Here is a 21,637-nt window from a genome sequence, read left to right as displayed (position 1 = left end):
CTGTTCGTCACCGCCGGACAGGTGAGCGATTATATCGGCGCGCGGGCGCTGCTCAGCAGGCTGCCAAACGTCACATGGCTGCTCGGGGATCGTGGCTATGACGCCGATTGGTTCCGGGAAGCGTTGCAGGACAAAGGGATACGCGCTTGCATCCCCGGCCGGAAGCAACGCAAGATCCCGGTCAAAGACGACAAGCGCCGGTACAAACGGCGAAACCGCACCGAGATCATGTTCGGCAGCCTCAACGACTGGAGGCGCGTTGCCACCCGTTACGACCGCGTCCCAAGGTATTCCTCTCTGCCATCGCCCTCGCGGCTATCGTCATCTATTGGCTATGAAGCCTGACCCGAGGGGATACCATGAGTATCTATCGCCAGACCTAACAGCGCTCGAAATCGGTGGCCACGCGCGGGCCGCGCTATTGGCCAGCCGGTTCATCGCGCCAGACCATCCAGAGTGGGATGAAGTCATCCGTTTTCCGACAAAGGAAGAATTCAAGGCGTGGGAAGAGGCAGACAAGGCGCGCGCTGGCGTCAAGACGCTGAAGGCCTTGTTCAACGGTGCTGGCCACGTTTCGCTGGATTTGCAAGAAGGAGAAATCAATCTAATTCCATGGCGCTATCGCGGGCGTGGCCATTGGGAGGGCATTCGCGACCATGAAGATACGGTTTTGGCGGAAGAGGTGTCGGATGAAGCACTTGGCAAGGCCATTCTGGACGCATTGGATATAAGCCGTTCAGCGTAGGTTCTGAAAGAGAGACGCCAGCTAAAGCAGACCTTGGAGCAGCCGCAGCGAAAGCTCGCTTTGTCCGGATTCTGTGGAAAAACACCCGTTCGCGATTGCGGAAATTGGAAGCTTTGGTGATGCGCGGCTGCCTTTCCTATCAGGCTTTTCGCGGTTGCTGCGGTGCGGGAAAGATCTTCGCCAGCTTCCTGAGGTTCTGGGCGGTTGCGGCGAGGAGAAATTCGTCGTTTGCGCCGCACGGGCCACGTAGTCGGAGGCGACCGAGGCCCAGGACGCGCTTGAGGTGTGCGAAGAGCATCTCGACCTTCTTCCGCAGCTTCATCGAGATCACGTACTGGTCGGTCTTAGCGATGTCGCGGGCGACCTGCCCGGCGTCTTCATGTTCCTCGCGGGTGATGGACCGGAAGTCCATGTTCGGGAAGCAGCGCGCCTTCGAAGGGCAGGCCTGGCAGATGTTCTTCAGGCCGCGGTATTTGGCGACGCCCTCGCCGGTCGGCCCTCGGTTCGAGTCGGAGTAGTTCCGGCGGAACTGCTTCAGCGTCTGGCCCTCCGGGCAGATGTATTGATTGTTCTCCGCGTCCCACTCGAAGTCAGCCCGGGTCCAGGTGCCATCGTTGCGGCCCGACTTGTCGAAGACCGGGATGTGCGGCGCGATCTTGCGGTCGACCAGCCAGCCCAGCATCGGCCCGGTGCCATAGGCGGTCTCCGCGATCAGGCGTTCGGGATGCAAATCGAACTTGGCCTTCACGCGCTCCAGCATGGTACGTGTCGAGCCGACCTCCGCCTGCCGGATCGACCGCGTCGCCTCGACATCGACGATCACACCATGATCCGTGTCGATCAGGTAGTTGTCTGAATAACCGAAGAATGCCGGACCCTTGCGCGCTGCGGTCCACTGACTTGCGGGGTCGGAATGCGAGGTGAACTTGGGCTGGACCTCGCTGGCGGCACCGAAGTCGGCCTCGTCCAGCGTCTCGAGATACTCGCGAACGGCGCGGGGCGCATCCGTCGGATCGATTTGCGAGGCGTCCCAGTCTTCCTTCGGCGTCGAGTTCTGCTTGTTCGCGTCCGCTTCGATCAGGCTGGCATCAACCGCCATTCTCTGGCCACTCACGAGCCCGTCCTGAATGCAGCGTGCAACTGTTGTCTCGAACAGGTGGCGTAGCAGCTCGCTGTGACGAAACCGGCCATGGCGGTTCTTCGAAAAGGTGGAGTGATCCGGCACCCGGTCAGCAAGATCGAGGCGGCAAAACCAGCGATACGCCAAGTTCAGATGCACCTCTTCGCAGAGCCGCCGCTCGGACCGGATGCCGGATCAATAGCCGACCAGAAGCATGCGGATCAGCAGTTCGGGATCGACAGACGGACGGCCCGTGTGGCTGTAGAAATCCACAAGATGGGCACGGATGCGGCTCAGGTCGACGAACCGGTCGATGGATCGAAGCAGGTGGTCTTGCGGAACATGATCCTTCAGCGAGAACTCGTAGAACAGCGCTGGCTGAGCCTCCTGCTTCGGCCCCATCATCGCCAATCCTCCCGCCCGATTTCGGAATTGAATCAGCGCCACGCCCAGTAATCAAGCGGGAGTTTTTCAACGGAATATCCGCATAGCTGCCGTCCGACAGGACAAAGCTCTCGCGGATTTCAGCGAACACCCGATTGCTTTGAGAGGCCAGTTCCACAGCGCAGATTGCCGTTCTCTGAAACGCATCCGGTAGGGGGCTTGCTCCAGCTTCTACAATCTTGTCGATGCCAACCCGAACGTATAGCAGGCGCCGCCTCCGAAGCCGGTCAAGGTTCGCAGCGAACCTGCCCCGGGCGAGTTGGAAGAAGGTGATCAGGAAGAAGTTGGAGCGATTCCCCAGGACGAATGAGATCAGCCGGCCATGAGGCCAGCTGATCTACTTGGGCCCACCACACGGAATGCGTCACCCTGCGGCACGCCCCCGATCTTCCAGCGATGTCGGTGCCTAGAAGCCCAGACCCGCGTATTTGTTCTTGAACTTCGACACACGCCCGCCGGTATCCATCAGCTTGGCGTTGCCGCCGGTCCAGGCGGGATGAACCGAAGGGTCGATATCCAGCGCCAGGGTGTCGCCCTCGGCGCCCCAGGTCGAGCGCACCTGATAGGTCGAGCCGTCGGTCAGCTTGACCTCGATCATGTGGTAGTCGGGATGAATTTCGTTTTTCATGATCGCGCTCCTCAGGCTTCGGCGCCGGCTTTGGGCTTGTAGGTCGAATCTTCGGCGATCCGGGCCGATTTGCCCCTGCGCGCGCGCAAGTAGTACAGCTTGGCGCGGCGGACGCGGCCCCGACGGACCACCTCGATCGAGTCGATATTCGTCGAATGCAGCGGAAACACGCGCTCAACGCCCTCACCGAACGAGATCTTGCGTACGGTGAACGACGCCGCCAGCGTGTCGCCGCCCTTGCGGCTGATGCACACGCCTTCATAGGCCTGCACGCGGCTCCGGGTGCCTTCGGTCACCTTGTAGCCGACGCGCACGGTGTCGCCGGCCTTGAAATCCGGAATGGTCTTGCCGAGCGCCGCGATCTGCTCGGCTTCGAGTTCAGCGATCAGGTTCATCGCCCTTGTCCTTTCGTCACATCGCGGTTTCGTCCGCGGATTGATGCCGCCTCAGAGCTCTCGGTCTTCTTCCGGGTTCGCGGCCTTCCGGGGAAGGGGCGCCCGCCAGAGGTTCAGGTCGTCTTCTGTTGGCCCGCCCGGGGCTGCGTCACTTGGGCCGAAGAAGGCCCCCGCAGGCAATACCGCACGGGTCCGAAGCCGATTCCGGCCCGGACCCGCGTCTGATACGGGGAACGCGTCCGAGAATCAAGCGCCTCGTGGCGGCCGGGGCGGGGCAAATGGCGCCGCCCGCCGGGACGGCGCAACACCGGCAGCCCCATGTCGAATTCCCCGCCCGGAAGCAGAGCAAAAAAACACGCCCGCCTTTCATTGTTCCCAAAATACGCCGGGGGCGCAGGGGGCAGAGCCCCCGCCTGCGGCCCTCTAATCCGCCTCGTCCGCGGGCTTGCCCGCCTTGGCGCCGTAGCGCGCCCACAGGTCCGGGCGGCGCTCGGCGGTAAGCGCCTCGGACTGCCGGCGGCGCCATTCGGCGATCCTGCCGTGGTGGCCCGACATCAGCACTTCGGGGATCTTGCGGCCTTCCCATTCCGCGGGGCGGGTGTATTGAGGATGTTCCAGCAAACCGCTCGAATGGCTTTCCTCCTCGGTCGAGGCCTCATTGCCCAGCACACCCGGGCGCAGCCGCACGGTGGCGTCGATCATCGCCTGGGCCGCGATCTCGCCACCGGTCAGGACGAAATCGCCCAGCGAAACCTCTTCCACCGCGAAATGATCCAGCACCCGCTGGTCGACCCCCTCGAAACGGCCGCACAGCAGCGTCAGCCCCTGGCCCGCGGCCCAGCGGCGGGCCGTGGACTGGGTGAAGGGGGCGCCGCGCGGTGACAGGTAGACCACCGGCCAGTCGGCGCGGGGCACAGGCGTCCCGATCGCCGCCTGCTGCAGCGCCGCGCCCACGACATCGGCGCGCAGTACCATGCCCGCGCCGCCGCCTGCCGGCGTGTCGTCGACATTGCGGTGCCGGCCCAGCCCGAAGGGGCGCAGGTCGATCGTTTCCAGCGCCCACAGGCCCGCCTCCAGCGCCTTGCCGGTCAGGCTAAGGCCCAGCGTGCCGGGGAATGCCTCGGGGAAAAGCGTGATGACGCGGGCACGCCAGGCACCTTGCAGGCGCGGCCGGTCCTCGATCAGTTCCCGGGGCCGCGGCGAGGCCGAGATCGACAGGCGTCCATGGGATTTGGTCGGAGGCAGGCTCATGGCGATGTTCTACGGCGGATAGGATGTGGGGGGAACCGGATTTTGCGAAGCGCGGGCGAAGGCGGCTTCAGCGTTCCGGCCCGGGTTTCTCTGGCCGCGCCCGCTGGCGTCGCCCAAGATCTTCCTTGATCGCGCGCCGCGTCCGCGCCCCGCCGCCGGCACGGTTCAGATGCAGAAAACGGGCCTCGGTCTTGGCCGGATGCCCCCTGTTCCAGCGCCGCGCCGGGGGCAGGGCCGCGGTTACCTCGGCGGGCAGGTCGAGCAGGTCGAAAAGCGCCTGGGCCGGTCCCGCGCGGGCTTCGGCCAAGGCCTCCAGCGGTGCCGTATGCACCGGCACCGGCGCGAGGGCCCCGGCGATCAAGGCGGCCTCCGTCTCCAGAGAGAAGCGGGCGGGAAAGCGGCGGCGGAAACGATCGAAATCGTCGCGCAGCCGGGTCACCCGCAGGAGGTGGCCATAAAGACTGTGCAGCCAGGGCTCGCGCGCGCGCAGGGTATAAAGGAATTCGACCCGCGTTCCGGGGCCGAACCGGCGGGCAATCTCTTCGGTAAGCACCCGGGCCAGGGCGATCGCGGTCGGCGCATAGGACATGCGGCGCCGGCCGTGCCAGCCGCGCAGGCCCGGCATCGCCCCGCAGAAGCGTTCGCGCGACAGAGCGATCACCGGCGCCGGGGGCAAACCCGTCAGAAAGACGCGCAAGGCCGAGCGGAAGGCCGCCAGCCGCCAGGGAAAGGGTCGCAGCCCATAGAGACGGGCGGCCTCGTCGAGATCCGGCATTTCGGACTTGCCGTAATAGGCCAGATAGGGCGCCAGAGCGGCGCGGTTGTTTTCCAGGTAGACCTGCAAGCTGGTCGTCCCGGTCTTGTGAAAGCCGGCATGGACGATCACGCGAACCGGGGCGTCCACCTCAGCCATCGGTCCCGGCCCCGAGGCTGCGGGCGCTCATTCGATCAAGCCTTCGGGTGGGTCGGTGATCAGCCGCCCCCCGGCCAGATCGACTGTCGGTACCACCGCGCGGGTGAAGGGCAGCAGCACCGGGGCCTTGAGACCCGGGCCGAGCACCTCCAGCAGATCGCCCGCGCCGTGGTTGAGCACGGCGCGCACGCGGCCGATCTCGACCCCGCCGGTATCCACCACGGCCAGGCCGATGAGATCGGCGTGATAGAATTCATCGTCGGGCAGGCTGGGCAGGCGGGCACGGTCGGCAAACAGGCTGGTGCCGCGCAGGGCATCGGCCGCCTCCTTGCTGGTCACGCCCGACAGCCGCGCCGCGAAGCCGCCCTTGACCGCGCCGGTCAGGGTGATGTCGAAGCTGCGCCCCCCGTCCTCGGTGAACAGGGGGGCATAGTCGGCGATCGCCTCGGGTTCGGCGCAGAAGCTTTTCAGCCGCACCTCGCCCCGGACCCCGAAGGATCCGGCGATGGCGCCGACGCAGACGCGGTCCGGTGCGGTCATGGAAAGCTCCGTTCAGGGGACGGGGCGCGTGCGCGCCCCGACAGGATTATTCGCCGGCGGTTTCTTCGGCCGGCGCGGCGGCTTTCTCGGCCTTGGCGGCGGCGCGCTCGGTGGCCTTCTTGCCCGGGACGGCCTTCTTGAGGTTCTTGCGCTCGGTCTTGTCGCGCTGGCCGGCGGTTTCCAGGAAGCGGGCGACGCGGTCGGTCGGCTGGGCGCCCTGGCTCAGCCAGTACTGGACGCGCTCCATGTTCATCTTGACGCGCTCTTCGCTGTCCTTGGGCATCAGCGGGTTGTAGGTGCCCAGCTTCTCGAGGAAGCGCCCGTCACGCGGCATGCGCGAATCGGTTGCGACGATCGCGTAGAACGGACGTTTCTTAGAGCCCCCACGGGCAAGACGGATCTTCATAGCCATTATCTGTTCTCCTATTGATGGCCTGGTGCCGGGCGGGTGCCCGTCATTTCTGCAGTTTCTCGTGATGCCTGATGACTTCGGAGATGATGAAGTTCAGGAATTTCTTGGCGAAGTCGGGGTCTAGGTCGGCCTCCTGCGCCAGCCGCTCAAGCCGCTCGATCTGGCGTTCCTCGCGTGCCGGGTCCGACGGGGGCAGGTCGTGTTCGGCCTTCAGCCGGCCCACGGATTGGGTGTGCTTGAAGCGCTCTGCCAGCGTGAACACCAAGATCGCGTCAAGCCGGTCGATCGACTCGCGGTGTTCCTTCAAGAGCGCCTGGGCGCGGGTGGCGTCGTCCTTCATGCGGGGCTCCTCAGGTCGTGGCGGATGACGATGTCGCGGCGCGCGGCGCCGGGCGGTGACGCATGGCGACGGACGGTGGAAAGGGTTGGCGCGACGATCATGCGGCCGCCTCCGGTCCCGGATGGCGGTAGACCAGCATCTGGCCATGCCGGCTGTTCTCATAGCTGCGCTCGAAATGCGCGCCCATGCGTTCGGCCAGCGCGATCGAGCGGCTGTTGCCTGGCAGGATGTTCGAGGTCAGCGCGCCCAGGCCCATCACCTGATAGGCGTGGCGCCGGGCGGCCAGGGCGGCCTCATGGGCGATCCCGCGGCCTTCGGTGCCCGCAAAGGCGACCCAGCCGATTTCGGGTTCGGGCCAGCCCTCGGGGTTCCAGATGCCGGTAAGGCCCAGCGCCGCATCCGTGCCCTTGTCAGCGATCATCCAGAAGCCGTAGCCGCGCAGTGCCCAATGGCCCAGGACCGAGGCCATCCAGCGCCATGTTGCCTCGCGGCTTTGCGCGCCGCCAAAGCCCCAGGCGCGCTTCTCGTCGGCGAAGAAGGCGGCCAGCGTATCGAAATCGCGGCTTGCTGGGCCGCGCAGGATCAGCCGCTCGGTTTCCAGCACAGGGATGGAAAGGACCGGATCGCACATCACGCGGCCTCCGGGTCGGGATGACGGTAGATCCAGACCGGCGCGCCCGAGGGTGTGGTCCAGTCGCGCTCGTAGCTGGCGCCAAGCCGCTTGGCGAGCGCGATCGAACGCAGATTGCTAGGCGAGATCACAGATATCAGCGGACCCAGGCCCAGCATATCATAGGCATAGGCGCGGGCGGCCAACGCGGCCTCTTGGGCCAGGCCGCGGCCTTCGAACCCTTCATAGAGGGTCCAGCCCAGTTCCGGTTCGGGCCAGCCGCCAGGATACCACAGGCCAACCCGTCCCACCAGCGCGCCGCTGCTGCGCTCGACCAGGCTCCACATGCCATAGCCGCGCAGGGTCCAATGCCCGATCGCGGTGGCAAAGGCGCGCCAGGCCTGGGGATAATCCAGCGGCCCGCCGTTCATGATGCTGCGCTCAGAGCCATAGAAGGCCGCGAACTCGGCGAAATCCCCGCCTTCGGGGCCGCGCAGGATCAGCCGGTCGGTCTCGATCACCGGCGCGGCGAAGCCTGGGCCACCCGAGGTCTCGTAGGTGGCCATGCCGGCGAAGGGGCCGCCCGGACCCTCGGGGTTCGGGGCCTCGGTGAACCGTGCCGCGCGGGATCTGGCCCGCTGGGGCGGTATGCGCGAGCCGCGGGTCATTTCTTCTTGCCAAACCCGCCCAGACCGCCCAGGCCCGAAAGCCCGCCGGGCAGGCCGCGACCGCCAAGGCCGGGCAAGCCGCCGGCCTGCCCCTGCAACGCCTTGGCGGCGGCCTTCAGCTCTTCAGGGTCCATCTTCGACGGGTCCATGCCCGCCATGTCGGGCATGCCGCCGCCCTTGCCCATCATGCCCTTCATCGCCTGTTTCAGCATCCCCTTCTTGCCCATCATCTTCATTGCATCCGCCATCTTGCGGTGCATCTTCAGAAGCTGGTTCAGTTCCGCCACCTCAAGCCCGGCGCCCGCGGCGATCCGGCGCTTGCGGCTGGCTTGCAACATTTCGGGGTGGGCGCGCTCTTGTTTGGTCATCGAACCGATCAGCGCGATCTGGCGGCGCAGCATCTTGTCGTCGAGGCCGGCATCGGCCGCCGCCTTGGAATACTTGCCCATGCCCGGCATCATCCCCATGATCGACTGCATGCCGCCCATCTTGAGCATCTGGTCCAGCTGGCCGCGCAGGTCGTTCATGTTGAACAGCCCCTTCTTGAAGCGCTTCATCGCGCGCTCCATCTGCTCGGCCTCAAGCGTTTCCTGCGCCTTCTCTACCAGCGCGACGATATCGCCCATGCCAAGGATGCGGCCAGCAACGCGCTCGGGCTCGAAGGTCTCGAGCGCATCCATCTTCTCGCCCAGGCCGACGAAGCGGATCGGCTTGCCGGTGACCGCGCGCATGGAAAGCGCGGCACCGCCACGGCCGTCGCCGTCCATCCGGGTCAGCACGACGCCGGTGATGCCGACCTTGCCGTCGAATTCGGTCGCCACGTTCACCGCGTCCTGACCGGTCAGACCGTCGACGACCAGTAGAGTCTCGCGCGGGGTGGCGACGTCGCGGACGGCCTGGACCTCGTCCATCAGCACTTCGTCGATATGCAGCCGGCCTGCAGTGTCCAGCATGTAGACATCATAGCCGCCGAAGGTCGCCTGCTGCTTGGCGCGACGCGCGATCTGCACGGCGTTCTCGCCCTTCACGATCGGCAGGGTATCGACACCGATCTGCTGGCCCAGGATTGCCAGCTGCTCCATCGCCGCCGGGCGGTTGGTGTCGAGCGACGCCATCAGCACCCGTTTGCCCTGCTTGTCCTTCAGCCGCTTCGCAAGCTTCGCGGTGGTCGTCGTCTTGCCCGAACCCTGCAGGCCCACCATCAGGATCGGCGCGGGTGCATTGTCGATTTTCAGGCTGCCGGGGTCGCCCTCGCCGCGCAGAACCTCGATCAGTGCATCATGGACGATCTTCACGACCTGCTGGCCGGGCGTCACCGATCTCGTCACCGCCTGACCGGTGGCCTGCTTTTCGACCTTCTTGACGAAATCCCGGGCGACGGGCAGCGAAACATCGGCCTCCAGCAGCGCCACGCGGACCTCGCGCAGGGCGGCGCGAACGTCATCCTCGGACAGCGCGCCCTGCTTGGTCAGACGATCGAAGACGCCACCAAGGCGTTCTGAAAGGTTCTCGAACATGCCCGGTCTCCTTCGACCTGTTGATCCTATGCGCCCCATGTAGGTGCGGCGCGGCCCAAACGCCAATCGCACCCGTGGGCGCAACGCGCTGACGGATGGCGATCCTCCAATAACAGAGGACCGGAAGCTTGGCGACTTCCGGAGTACATCGCGCATTTACGCGCCCGCGGCCGCCAAGTCAAGCAAGCCCGACGCGCGATCGGGGTGCGGGCCTCGGCCCCGGCGGCACCCCAATGGCGCCGCCGCGGGATACCTCCACCAGATAGAACGCAAAGCTGCCTCTTGGCTTTCATTGTTCGACAAATACGCCGGGGGTGCAGGGGGCAGCGCCCCCGCCGCCGAGATCCCGGCGCGCCCTGTCGCGTCGTCCCGCGAGACGATGGACCAACAGACACCCCACCGGGGCTTGCCTTTGCCCTCGGCATTGGCATGATCGAGCCAAACCTGTTCATGGATGCACATATGCCTTTCGAGAATTGGGATGAAATCCGCACCGCTTTTCAGGTCGCGCGGGTCGGCACCGTATCGGGCGCGGCCGAGGTGCTGGGCGTTCACCATGCCACCGTGATCCGCCATGTCGACGCGCTCGAGGCGAAGCTGGGCACCAAGCTGTTCCAGCGCCACCCGCGCGGCTACACCCCGACCGAGGCCGGCAACCAGCTGCTGTCGGTGGGGCAGGCGACAGAGGATCAGTTCGCCCAGCTTGCTGCCCGCATCACCGGCGCGGGCGATGAGGTGACGGGCGAATTGATCGTCACCTCGCTGCCCGGGCTGTCGGGACTGGTCCTGCCCGCCATGGGGCGGCTCTTGGAAAAATACCCCGGCCTGCGGCTGCGCTACCTGACCGACAACCGTGTTTTCCGCCTGGAATACGGCGAGGCCCATGTCGCCGTGCGTGCCGGCTCCCGCCCCACCGAGCCCGACAACGTCGTGCAGTCGCTGGGCCATCACGGCTACGCGCTCTACGGCAGCGACGCCTATATCGCCCGGCACGGCCGCCCGCAGACCGAGGACGACCTGATCCACCATCGCTTCGTCGCGTCGGAAAACCGCGACGCGCGCGCGCCCTTCCTGCGCTGGCTGACCGACAAGGTGCCCGAGGAATGCTTCGTGATGCGCACCAACGGCTATGAGGCCTGGCAAAGCGCGGTGGCCCGGGGGCTGGGCCTGGGCTTCCTTCCGGTGCAATCCAGCCAATCCGACCCGCGCCTGGTCGAGATCTTCCCGACGCGACCGGAATGGCGGTCGGAGTTGTGGCTTGTCACCCATGTCGATCTGCATCGGACCAGCAAGGTGCAGGCCTTTCTGAACGCGCTGAAAGAGGTCGCGAAGGCCTGCCCGGACGGCGTATGAGGCGGCTTGGCGCGCCGGGGCGCGGCCATCTGGCGATGCTGGTGTTCTCGATCCTGGTCGCCGGGTCGTTCAGCCTGGGGGCACTGGCGGCGAACCAGATCTCTCCGGCCGCGCTGACGGCCGCGCGTTTCGCGCTGGCGGGGGCACTGATCGGCGCGGTGATGGCGATGCGCACGGGGCTGCCGCGCACGGCGCTGCGCGCGCCCTGGCGCTATCTGGTGCTTGGCGGGCTGTTCTCGGCCTATTTCGTGCTGATGTTCGAGGGGCTGAAGACCGCGCCGCCGGTCGCGGCCGCGGCGGTCTTCACCCTGACACCGGTGATGTCGGCGGGCTTCGGCTGGCTTCTGTTGCGTCAGGTGATGACACCGCGCATCGCGCTGGCGCTGCTGATCGGCGCGCTCGGGGCGCTGTGGGTGATCTTCCGCGCCGATCCGGGCGCGCTGATGGCCTTTCACGTGGGCCGGGGCGAGGTGATCTATTTCTGGGGCTGCGTCGCGCATGCCTGCTATACCCCCATGGTGCGCAAGCTGAACCGGGGCGAGCCGCCCATTGTCTTCACCTTCGGGATGATGGTGGCGGGCCTGGCCATCCTGTCGCTTTGGGGCTGGGGTGACATCCGCGCGACGCCCTGGACCAGCTTGCCGGCGATCGTCTGGGTGACGCTGCTCTATGTCTCGATCGCGGCCAGCGCCGTCACTTTCGTGCTGCTGCAGGTCGCGACGCTGAACCTGCCGTCGTCGAAGGTCATGGCCTATACCTACCTGACCCCCAGCTGGGTGATCCTGTGGCAGATCGCACTGGGTAAGGGGGCGCCGCCGCCCAAGGTGGCGCTGGGGGTGGTGTTGACCGCCGTGGCGCTGCTGATCTTGCTGAAGCCGGACGCCCACGAACGCGCATGACCCCGCCGGCCGCGCCTCATGCCGCTTGAGGCGCGAGGGCGCGCGGGCTATGGGAGCGGAAGCTAGGAGGTTTGCCGATGCCCATGTTTCTCGATACTCTCGACGCCGGTTTCGAGGCCGCGTTCCGTGATCTTCTGGCTGCCAAGCGCGAGGACACGCCCGATGTGGACGATATCGTCGCCGGGATCATCGCCGATGTGCGCGCCCGCGGCGACGCGGCGGTGATCGAGCTGACGGCAAGGTTCGACCGGCTTGAACTGACGCCCGAAACCCTGGTCTTCACCCCCGAGGAAATCGACGCCGAATGCGCCAAGGTGCCCGAGCACGAGCGTCGCGCGCTAGAGCAGGCGGCCGAGCGCATCCGCGCCTATCATGTCCGCCAGATGCCCCAGGATCAACGCTGGACCGACCCCGAGGGCGCAAGCCTGGGCTGGCGCTGGACGCCGGTTTCGGCGGCGGGGCTTTATGTGCCGGGGGGGCTGGCAAGCTATCCCTCCTCGGTGCTGATGAACGCGATCCCGGCACAGGTGGCGGGGGTCGAACGGCTGGTGATCTGCGCGCCCACCCCGGATGGCAAGGCCAACCCGCTGGTGCTGCTGGCGGCGCGGATGGCCGGGGTGAAGACGATCTATCGCATCGGCGGCGCGCAGGCGATCGCGGCGATGGCCTATGGCACCGCGACGATCGCCCCCGTGGACAAGATTACCGGCCCCGGCAACGCCTTCGTCGCGGCGGCGAAGCGGCGGGTGTTCGGGCGGGTCGGCATCGACATGATCGCGGGGCCGTCCGAGATCCTGGTGATTGCCGATGCCGACAATGACCCCGACTGGGTGGCGCTTGACCTGCTCAGCCAGGCCGAGCATGACGAAAGCGCGCAGTCGATCCTGATCACCGACGACGCGGGGTTCGGCCAGCGCGTCGCCGCGGCCGTCGCGGCGCGGCTGGAGACGCTGGAACGCCGAAAGATCGCCGCGGCCAGCTGGCGCGATTTCGGCGCGGTGATCGTGGTGCGCGATCTGAACGAGGCGGCGACGCTGTCGAACCGGGTGGCGCCCGAGCATCTGGAACTGTGCGTGGCCGACCCCGAAGCGCTGGCCGAAAAGATCACTCATGCCGGCGCGATCTTCCTGGGCCAGTGGACGCCAGAGGCGATCGGCGATTACGTCGGCGGCCCGAACCATGTGCTGCCCACGGCGCGCTCGGCGCGGTTCTCGTCGGGGCTGTCGGTGATGGATTTCCTCAAGCGCACGACGCTTGCGAAGATGACGCCCGAGGCCCTGCGCGCGATCGGTCCCGCGGCCCAGACGCTGGCGGTCTCGGAAAGCCTTCAGGCCCATGGGCTAAGCGTGCGCGCCCGTCTTGACCGGCTGAACGAGAGGTGAGCCGATGGTCAATCGCATCAGCCGCATAGACATAGACGAGGCCGGCCTTTCCGCCCCCACGCCCGAGATCGAGCAGGAGCGCCGGGTGGCGATCTTCGACCTGCTCGAGGACAATTCCTTCGCCCTGCCGCCGCGCGACGGCAAGCCGGTGCCGGAGGGGCCTTATCACCTGACGCTGGCGATCCGCGACCGGCGGCTGGTGCTGGACGTCGCCACCGAGGATAGCGTCAGGGTGGGCGAGGTGCATCTGTCGCTGGGCCCGTTCCGGCAGGTGGTGAAGGATTACTTTCAGATCTGCGAAAGCTATTTCGACGCCGTGAAACGCCTGCCGCCCAGCCAGATCGAGGCGATCGACATGGCCCGGCGCGGCATCCACAACGAAGGCGCCCGGGTGCTGCAGGAGCGTCTGGAGGACAAGGCAGAGGTCGATATCGACACCGCGCGGCGCCTGTTCACCCTGATCTGCGTGCTGCACTGGGGGTGAGGGTGGGCGACGGTTTCCCTACGTCGGTTCTGTTTTGTTGCGATCACAACGCGGTGCGTTCGCCCATGGCCGAGGGGCTGATGAAGAAGTTCTACGGCCAGCGCGCCTATGCCCAGTCGGCGGGTGTGCGCAACGATATGGAGATCGACGGTTTCTCGATCGCGGTCTGTCAGGAGATCGGGGTCGAACTGTCGCGCCACCGCGCCCGCAGTTTCGAGGAGATGCGCGAATGGGGCGACGATCTGTCGGGGTTCGACCTGATCGTGGCACTTTCACCGGCAAGCCAGCGCATGGCGCTGGAACTGACGCGCTATTACCACCTGGACGTGGAATACTGGCCGATCCTGGATCCGACCGGTCTGGGTGAAAGCCGCGAGGCGAAGCTTGCCGCCTATCGTCAGAGCCGCGACCAGATAAGGGCACGCATGATCGCCCGTTTCGGTCCGCCGACAGAGCCTCGGTAACAGGCAGGGCGCGGGGCTGCGCCTGCGAGCGCCGCCAACGCCGGTCGCGGACGGCCCGGCCCCGGTCGGATCCCGATCCGATGTCAGAGCCCGGCGCAGGGAAAGGGCCGGACGACGGTGCGATCGAAGCGCAGCGAACAGCAGATCACGGGGCTTTACGACATGCGCGGCGCAAGCCGCGCGAAGGTCTGCTTGCGGGGCCGCCGGGACGCCATGGGGGCTAGACGATGGGGGCGCAGGCGATGAGGGCAGGCGGTGGGGCGCACCCGCCGCCTCAGGGATGACACCGGTCGGGAAGGACGCCCCCCGTGGGCACGTCACCGGTGGGCAAGGGCGGTTTTTCCAGCATGAGCGCCCGAATGTCGTTGCGCAGGTGACGCAAGGCTGTTGCCTGATCGATGTGATCGGACGAGATGAACTCGATGAACCGGGCGTTCTGGATATTGAACAGCGCCCAACCAAGCTGTGTCGCGTCGCTTTCGGCAGGCCAAAGGCCCGAGGCCTGAAGCCGCCGGATCTCTTCGACAAGGACCCCAACCAGGCGGCGGTCGAGATCGTGGTAGAGTTTGCCGAAACGCGGATCCTGCCCGTTGACCGAGGCGGCGATCACCTGACGCCAGATCACCTTGTCCAGATGCTTCAGCGCATGGGTGCAGACGATCGACAGGAAGTGCATCAGCAGATCGCCCGGATCCCTCGATTTGCCGAGCAGATCGTGCCGCATCGTATAGAGAAGTTCACGGTCGCTTTCCGCCACTAGGGCCAGCAGCACGCCGGATTTGGTGCCATAATAGTTGTGGACCGTCACGCTGGAGACGCCGGCGATCTCGGCGATGGCCTCGATGGTGATGTTCTCGGGGCCCGCCTTGAGGAAAAGCTGTCGCGCCGCGGCGATGATACGGGCGCGGCGGTCTTCCTTCTGCCGCTCGCGCAGGCCTGTCCTGGGTTTGTCCGTCATGCGGCCACTTTCCAGCGGCGCAGGGGGGAATGCAACCGCATTTTTTAGTCATCTAAAAATTTTTGTGGACTAAAGGTTTTTGTCGCGTATCGTTTTCGTGACCGACATCGCCAGGAGATTCCCAATGCACAAGCTCACACTCGCCGCAGTCTTCGCCGCGACCATGGCCCTGCCCGCTGGCGCCGCCTTCGCCGCTCAGCAGGTCAAGATCGGGATCTGCGTGGCCTGGCCCGGCTATTCGATGCTGGAAGTGGCAAGCCAGAAGAAGCTGATCCCCGGCTATGACCTGCAGATCACCGATTTCGAGGACCCTCTGGCCGCACATGCGGCACTGGCGGCGGGGCAGATCGACGTGCTGGGATGCACGGCGGATTATACGCCCGTCGCGGTGGACGCGGGTCTGAACGAGGTTCTCGTCACCGATCTGAACCCGTCCTACGGGGTCGATCACGTCGTGCTGGCCAAGGGGATGAAGGTCTCGGATCTGAAGGGCAAGAAGGTGGCCGCGCCGCAGGCCTATATCGGCCAGCTTCTGATGGGACTCTGGCTGGACCATGAGGGGATCAAGCCCAAGGATGTGACCTGGGTGAACCTCAATGCCGACGAGGCCGTGGGCCCGATGCTTTCGGGCGATCTGGCTGCGGCCTACATGTATGAACCCTGGATCTCGAAGGTGGAAAAGGCCGCCCCCGGCACCCATTCGGTGGTCGACACGACCGATCCCGAGATGCTGAAGACCGGGATCTTCATGGACGCGCTGTACATGAACAAGGACTTCATCGCCAAGGACCGCCCCGCCGCCCTGGCCGTGCTGAAGGCCGAATGGGAGGGGCGCGGCTATTGGCATGCGCATGTCAAGGAAACCAATGCGCTGATCGCCAAATTCCTGAAATGGCCGGAGGCCGACGTGGAATCGGTGATCGGCACCAACGGCAAGTCGCTGAAGGGCGGGATCTATGTCTTCGACTTCGACGAGGCCGCGCGCTTCTGCGGCGTGCTCGACGGCACCCCGCCCCTGGGGCTGACCAACGGCGGGATCACCAAGTCGATCGCGCTGACCAACGAATGGTGGATCAAACTGGGCCTGATGAAGAAGAAGATCGACCCCGCCAAGGGTGTCGATTGCAGTCTGATGGGTGATCTGGTGAAGGCGGGCTATCGGCAATCCTTCGCCGCGAACTGAACCGACCGGCCCCGTGCCTTCGGGCGCGGGGCCTGGGACTGGAGGCATCAATGTCGCGCTCGCAACCGAACCGTCGCCGCCTGCTACAGGTGCGGGTGCCGGTCTCTCCGCTGCAGGCCCTGGTCTCGTCGATCGGGATCTGGGTGGTATTCTTCGGCGGTTGGATTCTGGCGACCTCCATGGGCTGGGTGAACCCGATCCTCGTGCCATCGCCCGAGAAGGTCTTCCGCTCGATCTACGTCCTGTTCGCCGATCAGGGCTTTGCCAATGACGTGCTGATCTCGGTGGCCCGGGTTCTGTTCGCCTTCGCGCTGGCCTGCGTGGTCGCAGTGCCCGCGGGCGTGGCGATGGGCGCCTTTCCGGCGATCGACGCGGTGCTGGCGCCGTTCGTCTCGGCCTGGCGCTACCTACCTGCGCCATCGTTCATCCCGATCCTCCTGATGTGGTTCGGCACCGGCGAGGAACCCAAGATCGCGCTTCTGTTCCTGGGCGTCATCTTCTTCCTGATCACCCTGATCGCCGACCATACGAAGGATGTCCGCAAGGAGCTGATCGAGACCGCGATGACCCTGGGCGCCGGGCGCTGGATCACCGTCTTTCAGGTCATGCTGCCGGCGGTGCTGCCCAATATCCTGGTCGCCATGCGGCAGATGCTGGCGGTGGTCTGGACCTATCTGGTGATCGCGGAAATCGTCGCCTCGACCACCGGGATCGGCGCGATGATGATGCGCGCGCGGCGCTTCCTGCATACCGACCAGATCATGGCCGGAATCATCGTGATAGGCGTGCTCGGCCTTGTCTTCGACCGGCTTTTCGCGCTGCTGCACCGCCGGCTTTTCCCCTATCTGCAGGAATCCCGCTGATGGCCGCGCCCTTGATGCAGGTTGACCGGATCTCGAAGACCTTCGCGCTTGCCGGCGGCCGGACGCTGACCGCGGTCAGCGATGTCTCCTTTACCGTCGAGAAGGGTTCGATCTGCGCCCTGCTGGGGCCTTCGGGCAGCGGCAAGTCCACCATCCTGCGGATGATCGCCGGGCTCGAGACGCTGACCAGCGGCACGATCCGCCTGAAGGGCCAGGAGATCGACGGCCCCGGGCAGGACCGTGGCATGGTGTTCCAGGCCTATACCTCCTTCGATTGGCTATCGGTGCGCAAGAATGTCGAATTCGGGATGCGGATCAACGGCGTGCCCGCCCGCGAGCGGCGCGAACGGGCAGAACATTTCATCGGCCTCGTCGGGCTGTCGAAATTCATCGACAGCTATCCCTCGCGCCTGTCGGGGGGGATGCGCCAGCGCGTGGCGATCGCCCGCAGCCTGGCCAATGCCCCGGAAGTGCTGCTGATGGACGAACCCTTCGGCGCCCTCGACGCCGAGACCCGCTGGCAGATGCAGGAATTGATGATCGAGGTGGCCGAGGCCTCTGCCACCACGGTGATCGTGGTCACCCATGACATCGAGGAGGCGATCTTCCTGGCCGACAAGATCGAGTTCCTGTCCAGCCATCCGGGCCGCCTGCGCGAAGAGATCATTCCCGATTTCAAACCCGCAAAGCGCATCCGCAACAAGGAGCAGCTGCTTGAGCTCGACGGCTTCGCCGAGACCGAACGCAAGATCATGCGCCTGATGCGAGAGGAGGGGCAGCATTGATTTCGCTTGATTATTCCGGCCGCACCGTGGTCGTGACCGGGGCAAGCCGCGGTATCGGCCTGGGCATCGCGAAGGGCTTTGCCGAGGCCGACGCGCGGCTGCATCTGATTGCCGACGACGCCGATGTCGAGACCGCCGCGCAAGAACTGGGCGCGACCTGGGCGTGCGCGGATATCTCGGTGAAGGCCCAGGTCCGGCGGGCTCTTGCCTCCTTGCCCCGCATCGATGTGCTGGTGAACAACGCCGGGTTGGAGCTGATGACCCCGGTCGGGGACGACAGCGACGCGGGCACCGACGCGTTCCGCCGGATCGTCGAAATCAACGTGGTCGGGACCGCGCAGGTCACCTCGGCGGCGCTGGCGAAGATGCAGGCGGGTGCCGTGATCCTCAATACCGCGTCGATCTGGGGCCGGGTGGCCGAGCCGCGGTTTGGTGCCTATGTGGCATCCAAGCACGCGATCATCGGCCTGACCAAGACATGGGCGCGCGAGTTGGGCCCGCGCGGCATCCGCGTGAACGCGGTCTGCCCGGGTTGGGTGCGCACGCTGGCGTCGCTGCGCTCGCTGGGGCGGATGGCGCAAGAGGCGGGGGTGGCGGAAGAAACGCTGCTGGACGAGATCGTCGCGGGTCAGGCCCTGCCCGGGCTGATGGCGCCCGTCGACATGGCCGCGACCTATCTGTTCCTGGCGTCCGACCTGGCGGCCAACATCACCGGCCAGTCCCTGGGCGTCGATCGCGGAGAGGTGCCGTGGTGAGCCCCCTGAACGGAAAGCGCGCCTTGGTGACCGGCGCAGCCCGCGGCATCGGCCTGGCTTCGGCGCGCGCCTTGCAGGACGCGGGCGCCGAGGTTCTGGGGATCGACCTGGCGAGCAGCGAGGGGCCGTTCGAGATCCTCGCCTGCGATCTTGGCGACGAGGCCCAGGTGGTCGCGGCCGTGGCCCGGGGCGCCAGACGCCTTGGCGGCTACGATATCGTGGTCAACAACGCGGGGATCTTGGAAGAACAGCCGCTGGCGGGGCTGACCGGCGCCCATATCGACCGGATGTTCGCGGTCAATGTGCGCGGCGCGATGCTGGTCACGCGCGAGGTGCTGCCGCATCTGCCCCGCGGCGGGCGGATCATCAACATCGTCTCCGAACTTGCCTACCTGGGGCGCGCCGGGGCCTCGGTCTATGCCGCGACAAAGGCGGCGATGCTGGGCGCCACGAGGTCCTGGGCGCGCGAACTGGCCCCCGACATCCTGGTCAACGCGGTGGCGCCTGGCCCCACCGATACACCGCTGCTGGCCTTCGAGCATCTGACCGAGGCCCAGAAAGCCGAGGAAACCGCCAATCCGATGGGCCGGATCGGCCGCCCCGAGGAGGTAGCGGCGGCGGTGGTCTTCCTGGCCGGCCCGGGGGCAAGCTTCTTCACCGGCCAATGCCTTGGCGCCAATGGTGGCGCTGCCATGAACTGATGGAATGCAGATGAAAGAGACGGTCTTTTACGCGGAACTCACCTGGCCCGAGGCCGAAGCCCGCATCGCCGCCGGGGCGCCGGTCTTCCTGCCATTGGGCGCCACCGAACAGCATGGCCGCCACATGGCGCTGAACGTCGACGTGGCGGTACCGACCGCGATTTCGGCCCGTGCCGCGGCGCGGACCGGCGGGCTGGTGCTGCCGGCGGTCGCCTATGGCAACCGTTCGCAACCCAAGACGGGCGGCGGCCGCGGGTTTCCCGGTACGCTGAACCTGACCGCGCATACGTTCTCGTTGGTGGTGCGGGATGTGATCTGCGAACTCTATCGCCAGAAGGTGCGCAAGATCGTCACCGTGAATGGCCATTATGAAAACATCGCGCCCACGATCGAAGGCATCGAGCTGGCGCTGGACGCGATCGGCCGCGATCGCGCCGGGGAACTGGTGATCCTGCGCGTCGATCATTGGGAGATGGTGCGTCCCGAAACGCTCGACCGGATCTTCCCCGACGGCTATCCAGGGATCGAGCTGGAGCATGCGTCGGTGCTGGAAACCTCGATGATGATGGCGTTGCGGCCAGACCTGGTGGACCTGAGCCGCGCCATCCACGACGGCCCCGCCTGCTTCCTGCCGTACGACCGCTACCCCAGGCCCGCCGAGGAGGTGCCGTCCTCGGGCGTTCTGTCGCTGACCCAGGGGTCCTCGGCCGAAAAGGGCGAGTGGCTGCTGGCGGACTGCGCGGCTGGTATCGTCGAGATGATCGAGCGCGAATTTGGCGAGATGGCCGTGCGATGCCATCCGGAGGGGGCATCAACGCCATCAACAACGCCGGTCACGTCCGTCAAGGTTCTCTAGGGCCAGGACCCATTGATCGGCTGTGAACTCGGTGCTTTTGTGATTCAGGCTCCTGTACCGATGGGGGCATGATGAGCAATCTTTTCTGGCTGACCGAGTGCGGCGGATAAGAAAACAGGCTGGGGGATTGTTTTCGCGCCAAACCAGATGGTGCGGCTGCAGCCTTTCTTTCCAAAGAGCCCTGGCAAGCCGAGGGTCGATGACCGGCGCGTGTGGAGCGGAATAATCTTCATCAATCGCAATGGCTTGCGGTCGTGTGATGCGCCCAAGGAAAATGGCCCACCGAAGACGCTCTACAACCGCTGGAAGCGCTGGAGCGACATGGGGATGTTCGCCAGGATCTTCGAAGGACTGGCGAAGGCTTGCCACGCACTACGACAGATGCCGAAAGGTCTTCCTCTCAGCCGTAGCCCTCGCCGCAACCGTGATGTTCTGGCTATGAAACGAGAACAGGTCCTGACCCCAAAAAGGCAGGTCCCACCATACGGAATGCGTCAGCCCCGTGCCCGGCCTTTTGCTGCCTGCCTCATGGTGCATCCTTGTTTGCCTCTCTCCTCGGTCATATGAAGTTACCAGTCCGGGAGGAATTCATGCCCTTCACCAAAGTCCAGCCCGAGAAGCTGTCGCAATCGGTCGTCCGCCAAATCGAGCTTTTGATCCTGCGCGGCATCCTGCGCCCGGGCGAACGCCTGCCGTCCGAGCGCGACCTGGCCGAGAAGCTGGGCGTCTCGCGCCCCAGCCTGCGCGAGGCGCTGGCCGATCTGCAACGCCGCGGCCTGCTGATCAGCCGCGCCGGCGCCGGTGTCTATGTGGCCGAGGTTCTGGGGTCGGCGTTCTCGCCGGCACTGGTGCAGCTATTCGCCAGCCATGACGAGGCGGTCTTCGACTACATCGCCTTCCGGCGCGACATGGAAGGCCTGGCGGCCGAGCGCGCGGCAAAGCTGGGATCCGACACCGACCTGCGGGTGATCGGCACGATCTTCGCCAAGATGGAAACCGCCCATACCAAGCGCAATCCGACCGACGAGGCCGAACTGGACGCGCAATTCCACATGGCGATCATCGAGGCCAGCCACAACGTGGTGATGCTGCACATGATGCGCTCGATGTACGAATTGCTGCGCGAAGGCGTGTTCTACAATCGTCAGATCATGTTCCGACAGCGCACCCACCGTGAAACGCTGCTCGATCAGCACCGGGCGATCAACACGGCGCTTCAGGCGCGCGATCCGGATGGCGCGCGGGCCGCGGTGGCCGCGCATCTCGATCATATCGAGGGCGCGCTGCGCGCCGAACGCCGCGCCGCCGCCAACGAAGCCGTCGCACGCCAGCGCCTGGAACATGAGGCCGAGCGTTAGGCGCAGCCCCTGA

Annotated in this window: 24 protein-coding genes and 3 pseudogenes; 15 read left to right on the top strand and 12 right to left on the bottom strand. The window is 65.9% G+C overall.

Going from position 1 to position 21,637, the window contains the following annotated elements; genetic code table 11:
* Together BLV97_RS17925 and BLV97_RS17920 are read left to right on the top strand one after the other, a co-directional pair.
* Positions 1 to 338 (top strand): annotated as a pseudogene (locus BLV97_RS17925) (IS5 family transposase); the annotation flags it as partial.
* Positions 335 to 745 (top strand): contact-dependent growth inhibition system immunity protein, encoded by a 411-nt coding sequence (locus tag BLV97_RS17920; RefSeq protein ID WP_081824989.1) that lies wholly within the window; start codon positions 335 to 337, stop codon positions 743 to 745. The pseudogene BLV97_RS17925 and the gene BLV97_RS17920, both read left to right, overlap by 4 nt.
* A 139-nt stretch (positions 746 to 884) precedes the next feature.
* On the opposite strand, the pseudogene BLV97_RS17915 reads toward BLV97_RS17920, so the two are convergent.
* The 11 genes and pseudogenes from BLV97_RS17915 to ffh form a co-directional block, all read right to left on the bottom strand.
* Positions 885 to 2,270, bottom strand: a pseudogene (locus BLV97_RS17915) (IS1182 family transposase).
* A 445-nt stretch (positions 2,271 to 2,715) separates the two neighbouring features.
* Positions 2,716 to 2,937: a 50S ribosomal protein L31 gene (gene rpmE, locus BLV97_RS17910; RefSeq protein WP_035841021.1), complete on the bottom strand. Its 222-nt coding sequence runs from the start codon at positions 2,935 to 2,937 to the stop codon at positions 2,716 to 2,718.
* Between the two features lie 11 nt (positions 2,938 to 2,948).
* Positions 2,949 to 3,332 carry a 50S ribosomal protein L19 gene (gene rplS, locus BLV97_RS17905; RefSeq protein WP_035841017.1) on the bottom strand — a complete coding sequence of 128 codons (384 nt, stop codon included), beginning with the start codon at positions 3,330 to 3,332 and terminating at the stop codon, positions 2,949 to 2,951.
* A 423-nt stretch (positions 3,333 to 3,755) separates the two neighbouring features.
* Positions 3,756 to 4,583: a tRNA (guanosine(37)-N1)-methyltransferase TrmD gene (gene trmD, locus BLV97_RS17900; protein WP_035841015.1), complete on the bottom strand. Its 828-nt coding sequence runs from the start codon at positions 4,581 to 4,583 to the stop codon at positions 3,756 to 3,758.
* A gap of 67 nt (positions 4,584 to 4,650) precedes the next feature.
* Complete coding sequence (locus tag BLV97_RS17895) at positions 4,651 to 5,496, bottom strand: hypothetical protein (RefSeq protein WP_051645974.1); 846 nt, start codon at positions 5,494 to 5,496, stop codon at positions 4,651 to 4,653.
* Between the two features lie 27 nt (positions 5,497 to 5,523).
* Positions 5,524 to 6,036: a ribosome maturation factor RimM gene (gene rimM / locus BLV97_RS17890; protein ID WP_035841012.1), complete on the bottom strand. Its 513-nt coding sequence runs from the start codon at positions 6,034 to 6,036 to the stop codon at positions 5,524 to 5,526.
* Between the two features lie 46 nt (positions 6,037 to 6,082).
* Entirely contained in the window at positions 6,083 to 6,448 is a 366-nt protein-coding gene (gene rpsP / locus BLV97_RS17885; RefSeq protein WP_035841010.1) for a 30S ribosomal protein S16, read from the bottom strand.
* A gap of 43 nt (positions 6,449 to 6,491) precedes the next feature.
* Entirely contained in the window at positions 6,492 to 6,788 is a 297-nt protein-coding gene (locus tag BLV97_RS17880) for a chorismate mutase (protein WP_035841008.1), read from the bottom strand.
* Positions 6,789 to 6,885: 97 nt separating this feature from the next.
* On the bottom strand, positions 6,886 to 7,419 hold the full coding sequence (locus BLV97_RS17875; RefSeq protein WP_035841006.1) for a GNAT family N-acetyltransferase: 534 nt from the start codon (positions 7,417 to 7,419) through the stop codon (positions 6,886 to 6,888).
* Complete coding sequence (locus BLV97_RS17870; protein ID WP_244521065.1) at positions 7,419 to 8,066, bottom strand: GNAT family N-acetyltransferase; 648 nt, start codon at positions 8,064 to 8,066, stop codon at positions 7,419 to 7,421. Before BLV97_RS17870 ends, BLV97_RS17875 begins: the two co-directional genes overlap by 1 nt.
* Positions 8,063 to 9,583: a signal recognition particle protein gene (gene ffh, locus BLV97_RS17865; RefSeq protein WP_035841003.1), complete on the bottom strand. Its 1,521-nt coding sequence runs from the start codon at positions 9,581 to 9,583 to the stop codon at positions 8,063 to 8,065. Before ffh ends, BLV97_RS17870 begins: the two co-directional genes overlap by 4 nt.
* Before the next feature lie 429 nt (positions 9,584 to 10,012).
* On the opposite strand from ffh, the gene BLV97_RS17860 reads away from it, so the two are divergent.
* From BLV97_RS17860 to BLV97_RS17840, 5 genes are all read left to right on the top strand, one after another.
* Entirely contained in the window at positions 10,013 to 10,936 is a 924-nt protein-coding gene (locus BLV97_RS17860) for a LysR family transcriptional regulator (protein WP_244521064.1), read from the top strand.
* A complete protein-coding gene (locus tag BLV97_RS17855) occupies positions 10,933 to 11,835 on the top strand; it encodes a DMT family transporter (RefSeq protein WP_035840966.1) in 903 nt (300 codons plus the stop codon). The genes BLV97_RS17860 and BLV97_RS17855 overlap by 4 nt, the downstream gene beginning before the upstream one ends.
* Before the next feature lie 77 nt (positions 11,836 to 11,912).
* Complete coding sequence (gene hisD, locus BLV97_RS17850; RefSeq protein ID WP_035840963.1) at positions 11,913 to 13,217, top strand: histidinol dehydrogenase; 1,305 nt, start codon at positions 11,913 to 11,915, stop codon at positions 13,215 to 13,217.
* Between the two features lie 4 nt (positions 13,218 to 13,221).
* Entirely contained in the window at positions 13,222 to 13,701 is a 480-nt protein-coding gene (locus tag BLV97_RS17845; RefSeq protein WP_035840961.1) for a UPF0262 family protein, read from the top strand.
* Positions 13,702 to 13,766: 65 nt separating this feature from the next.
* Positions 13,767 to 14,165, top strand: coding sequence for an arsenate-mycothiol transferase ArsC (locus BLV97_RS17840; RefSeq protein WP_081824987.1), 399 nt, complete (start codon positions 13,767 to 13,769; stop codon positions 14,163 to 14,165).
* A gap of 274 nt (positions 14,166 to 14,439) precedes the next feature.
* Here BLV97_RS17840 and BLV97_RS17835 read toward each other — a convergent pair whose 3' ends face one another.
* Positions 14,440 to 15,123 carry a TetR/AcrR family transcriptional regulator gene (locus BLV97_RS17835; protein WP_051645971.1) on the bottom strand — a complete coding sequence of 228 codons (684 nt, stop codon included), beginning with the start codon at positions 15,121 to 15,123 and terminating at the stop codon, positions 14,440 to 14,442.
* A gap of 124 nt (positions 15,124 to 15,247) precedes the next feature.
* Between BLV97_RS17835 and BLV97_RS17830 the strand changes: the two genes are divergently transcribed.
* The 8 genes and pseudogenes from BLV97_RS17830 to BLV97_RS17795 all read left to right on the top strand — a co-directional run bounded on the left by BLV97_RS17830 (position 15,248) and on the right by BLV97_RS17795 (position 21,624).
* Entirely contained in the window at positions 15,248 to 16,306 is a 1,059-nt protein-coding gene (locus BLV97_RS17830) for an ABC transporter substrate-binding protein (RefSeq protein WP_035840957.1), read from the top strand.
* 50 nt (positions 16,307 to 16,356) lie between these two features.
* Positions 16,357 to 17,169, top strand: coding sequence for an ABC transporter permease (locus tag BLV97_RS17825; protein WP_035840954.1), 813 nt, complete (start codon positions 16,357 to 16,359; stop codon positions 17,167 to 17,169).
* Positions 17,169 to 17,954, top strand: coding sequence for an ABC transporter ATP-binding protein (locus tag BLV97_RS17820; protein ID WP_035840951.1), 786 nt, complete (start codon positions 17,169 to 17,171; stop codon positions 17,952 to 17,954). The genes BLV97_RS17825 and BLV97_RS17820 overlap by 1 nt, the downstream gene beginning before the upstream one ends.
* Positions 17,951 to 18,709, top strand: a complete 759-nt coding sequence (locus BLV97_RS17815) for an SDR family NAD(P)-dependent oxidoreductase (RefSeq protein WP_210184813.1) — start codon at positions 17,951 to 17,953, stop codon at positions 18,707 to 18,709. The genes BLV97_RS17820 and BLV97_RS17815 overlap by 4 nt, the downstream gene beginning before the upstream one ends.
* Positions 18,706 to 19,410, top strand: coding sequence for an SDR family NAD(P)-dependent oxidoreductase (locus tag BLV97_RS17810; protein ID WP_210184812.1), 705 nt, complete (start codon positions 18,706 to 18,708; stop codon positions 19,408 to 19,410). The genes BLV97_RS17815 and BLV97_RS17810 overlap by 4 nt, the downstream gene beginning before the upstream one ends.
* A 4-nt stretch (positions 19,411 to 19,414) precedes the next feature.
* Positions 19,415 to 20,266, top strand: a complete 852-nt coding sequence (locus BLV97_RS17805; RefSeq protein WP_210184811.1) for a creatininase — start codon at positions 19,415 to 19,417, stop codon at positions 20,264 to 20,266.
* Between the two features lie 71 nt (positions 20,267 to 20,337).
* Positions 20,338 to 20,623: pseudogene (locus tag BLV97_RS17800) on the top strand (transposase); the annotation flags it as partial.
* A gap of 233 nt (positions 20,624 to 20,856) precedes the next feature.
* The gene (locus tag BLV97_RS17795; RefSeq protein WP_035839934.1) at positions 20,857 to 21,624 is read left to right on the top strand and encodes a FadR/GntR family transcriptional regulator; all 768 of its coding nucleotides are present in this window, start codon (positions 20,857 to 20,859) and stop codon (positions 21,622 to 21,624) included.
* Positions 21,625 to 21,637: the final 13 nt, after the last annotated feature.

It is taken from the genome of Allgaiera indica (assembly GCF_900106675.1).
In the GTDB taxonomy this organism is placed as follows: domain Bacteria; phylum Pseudomonadota; class Alphaproteobacteria; order Rhodobacterales; family Rhodobacteraceae; genus Acidimangrovimonas; species Acidimangrovimonas indica.
This window is presented reverse-complemented; position numbering and strand designations above follow the sequence as displayed.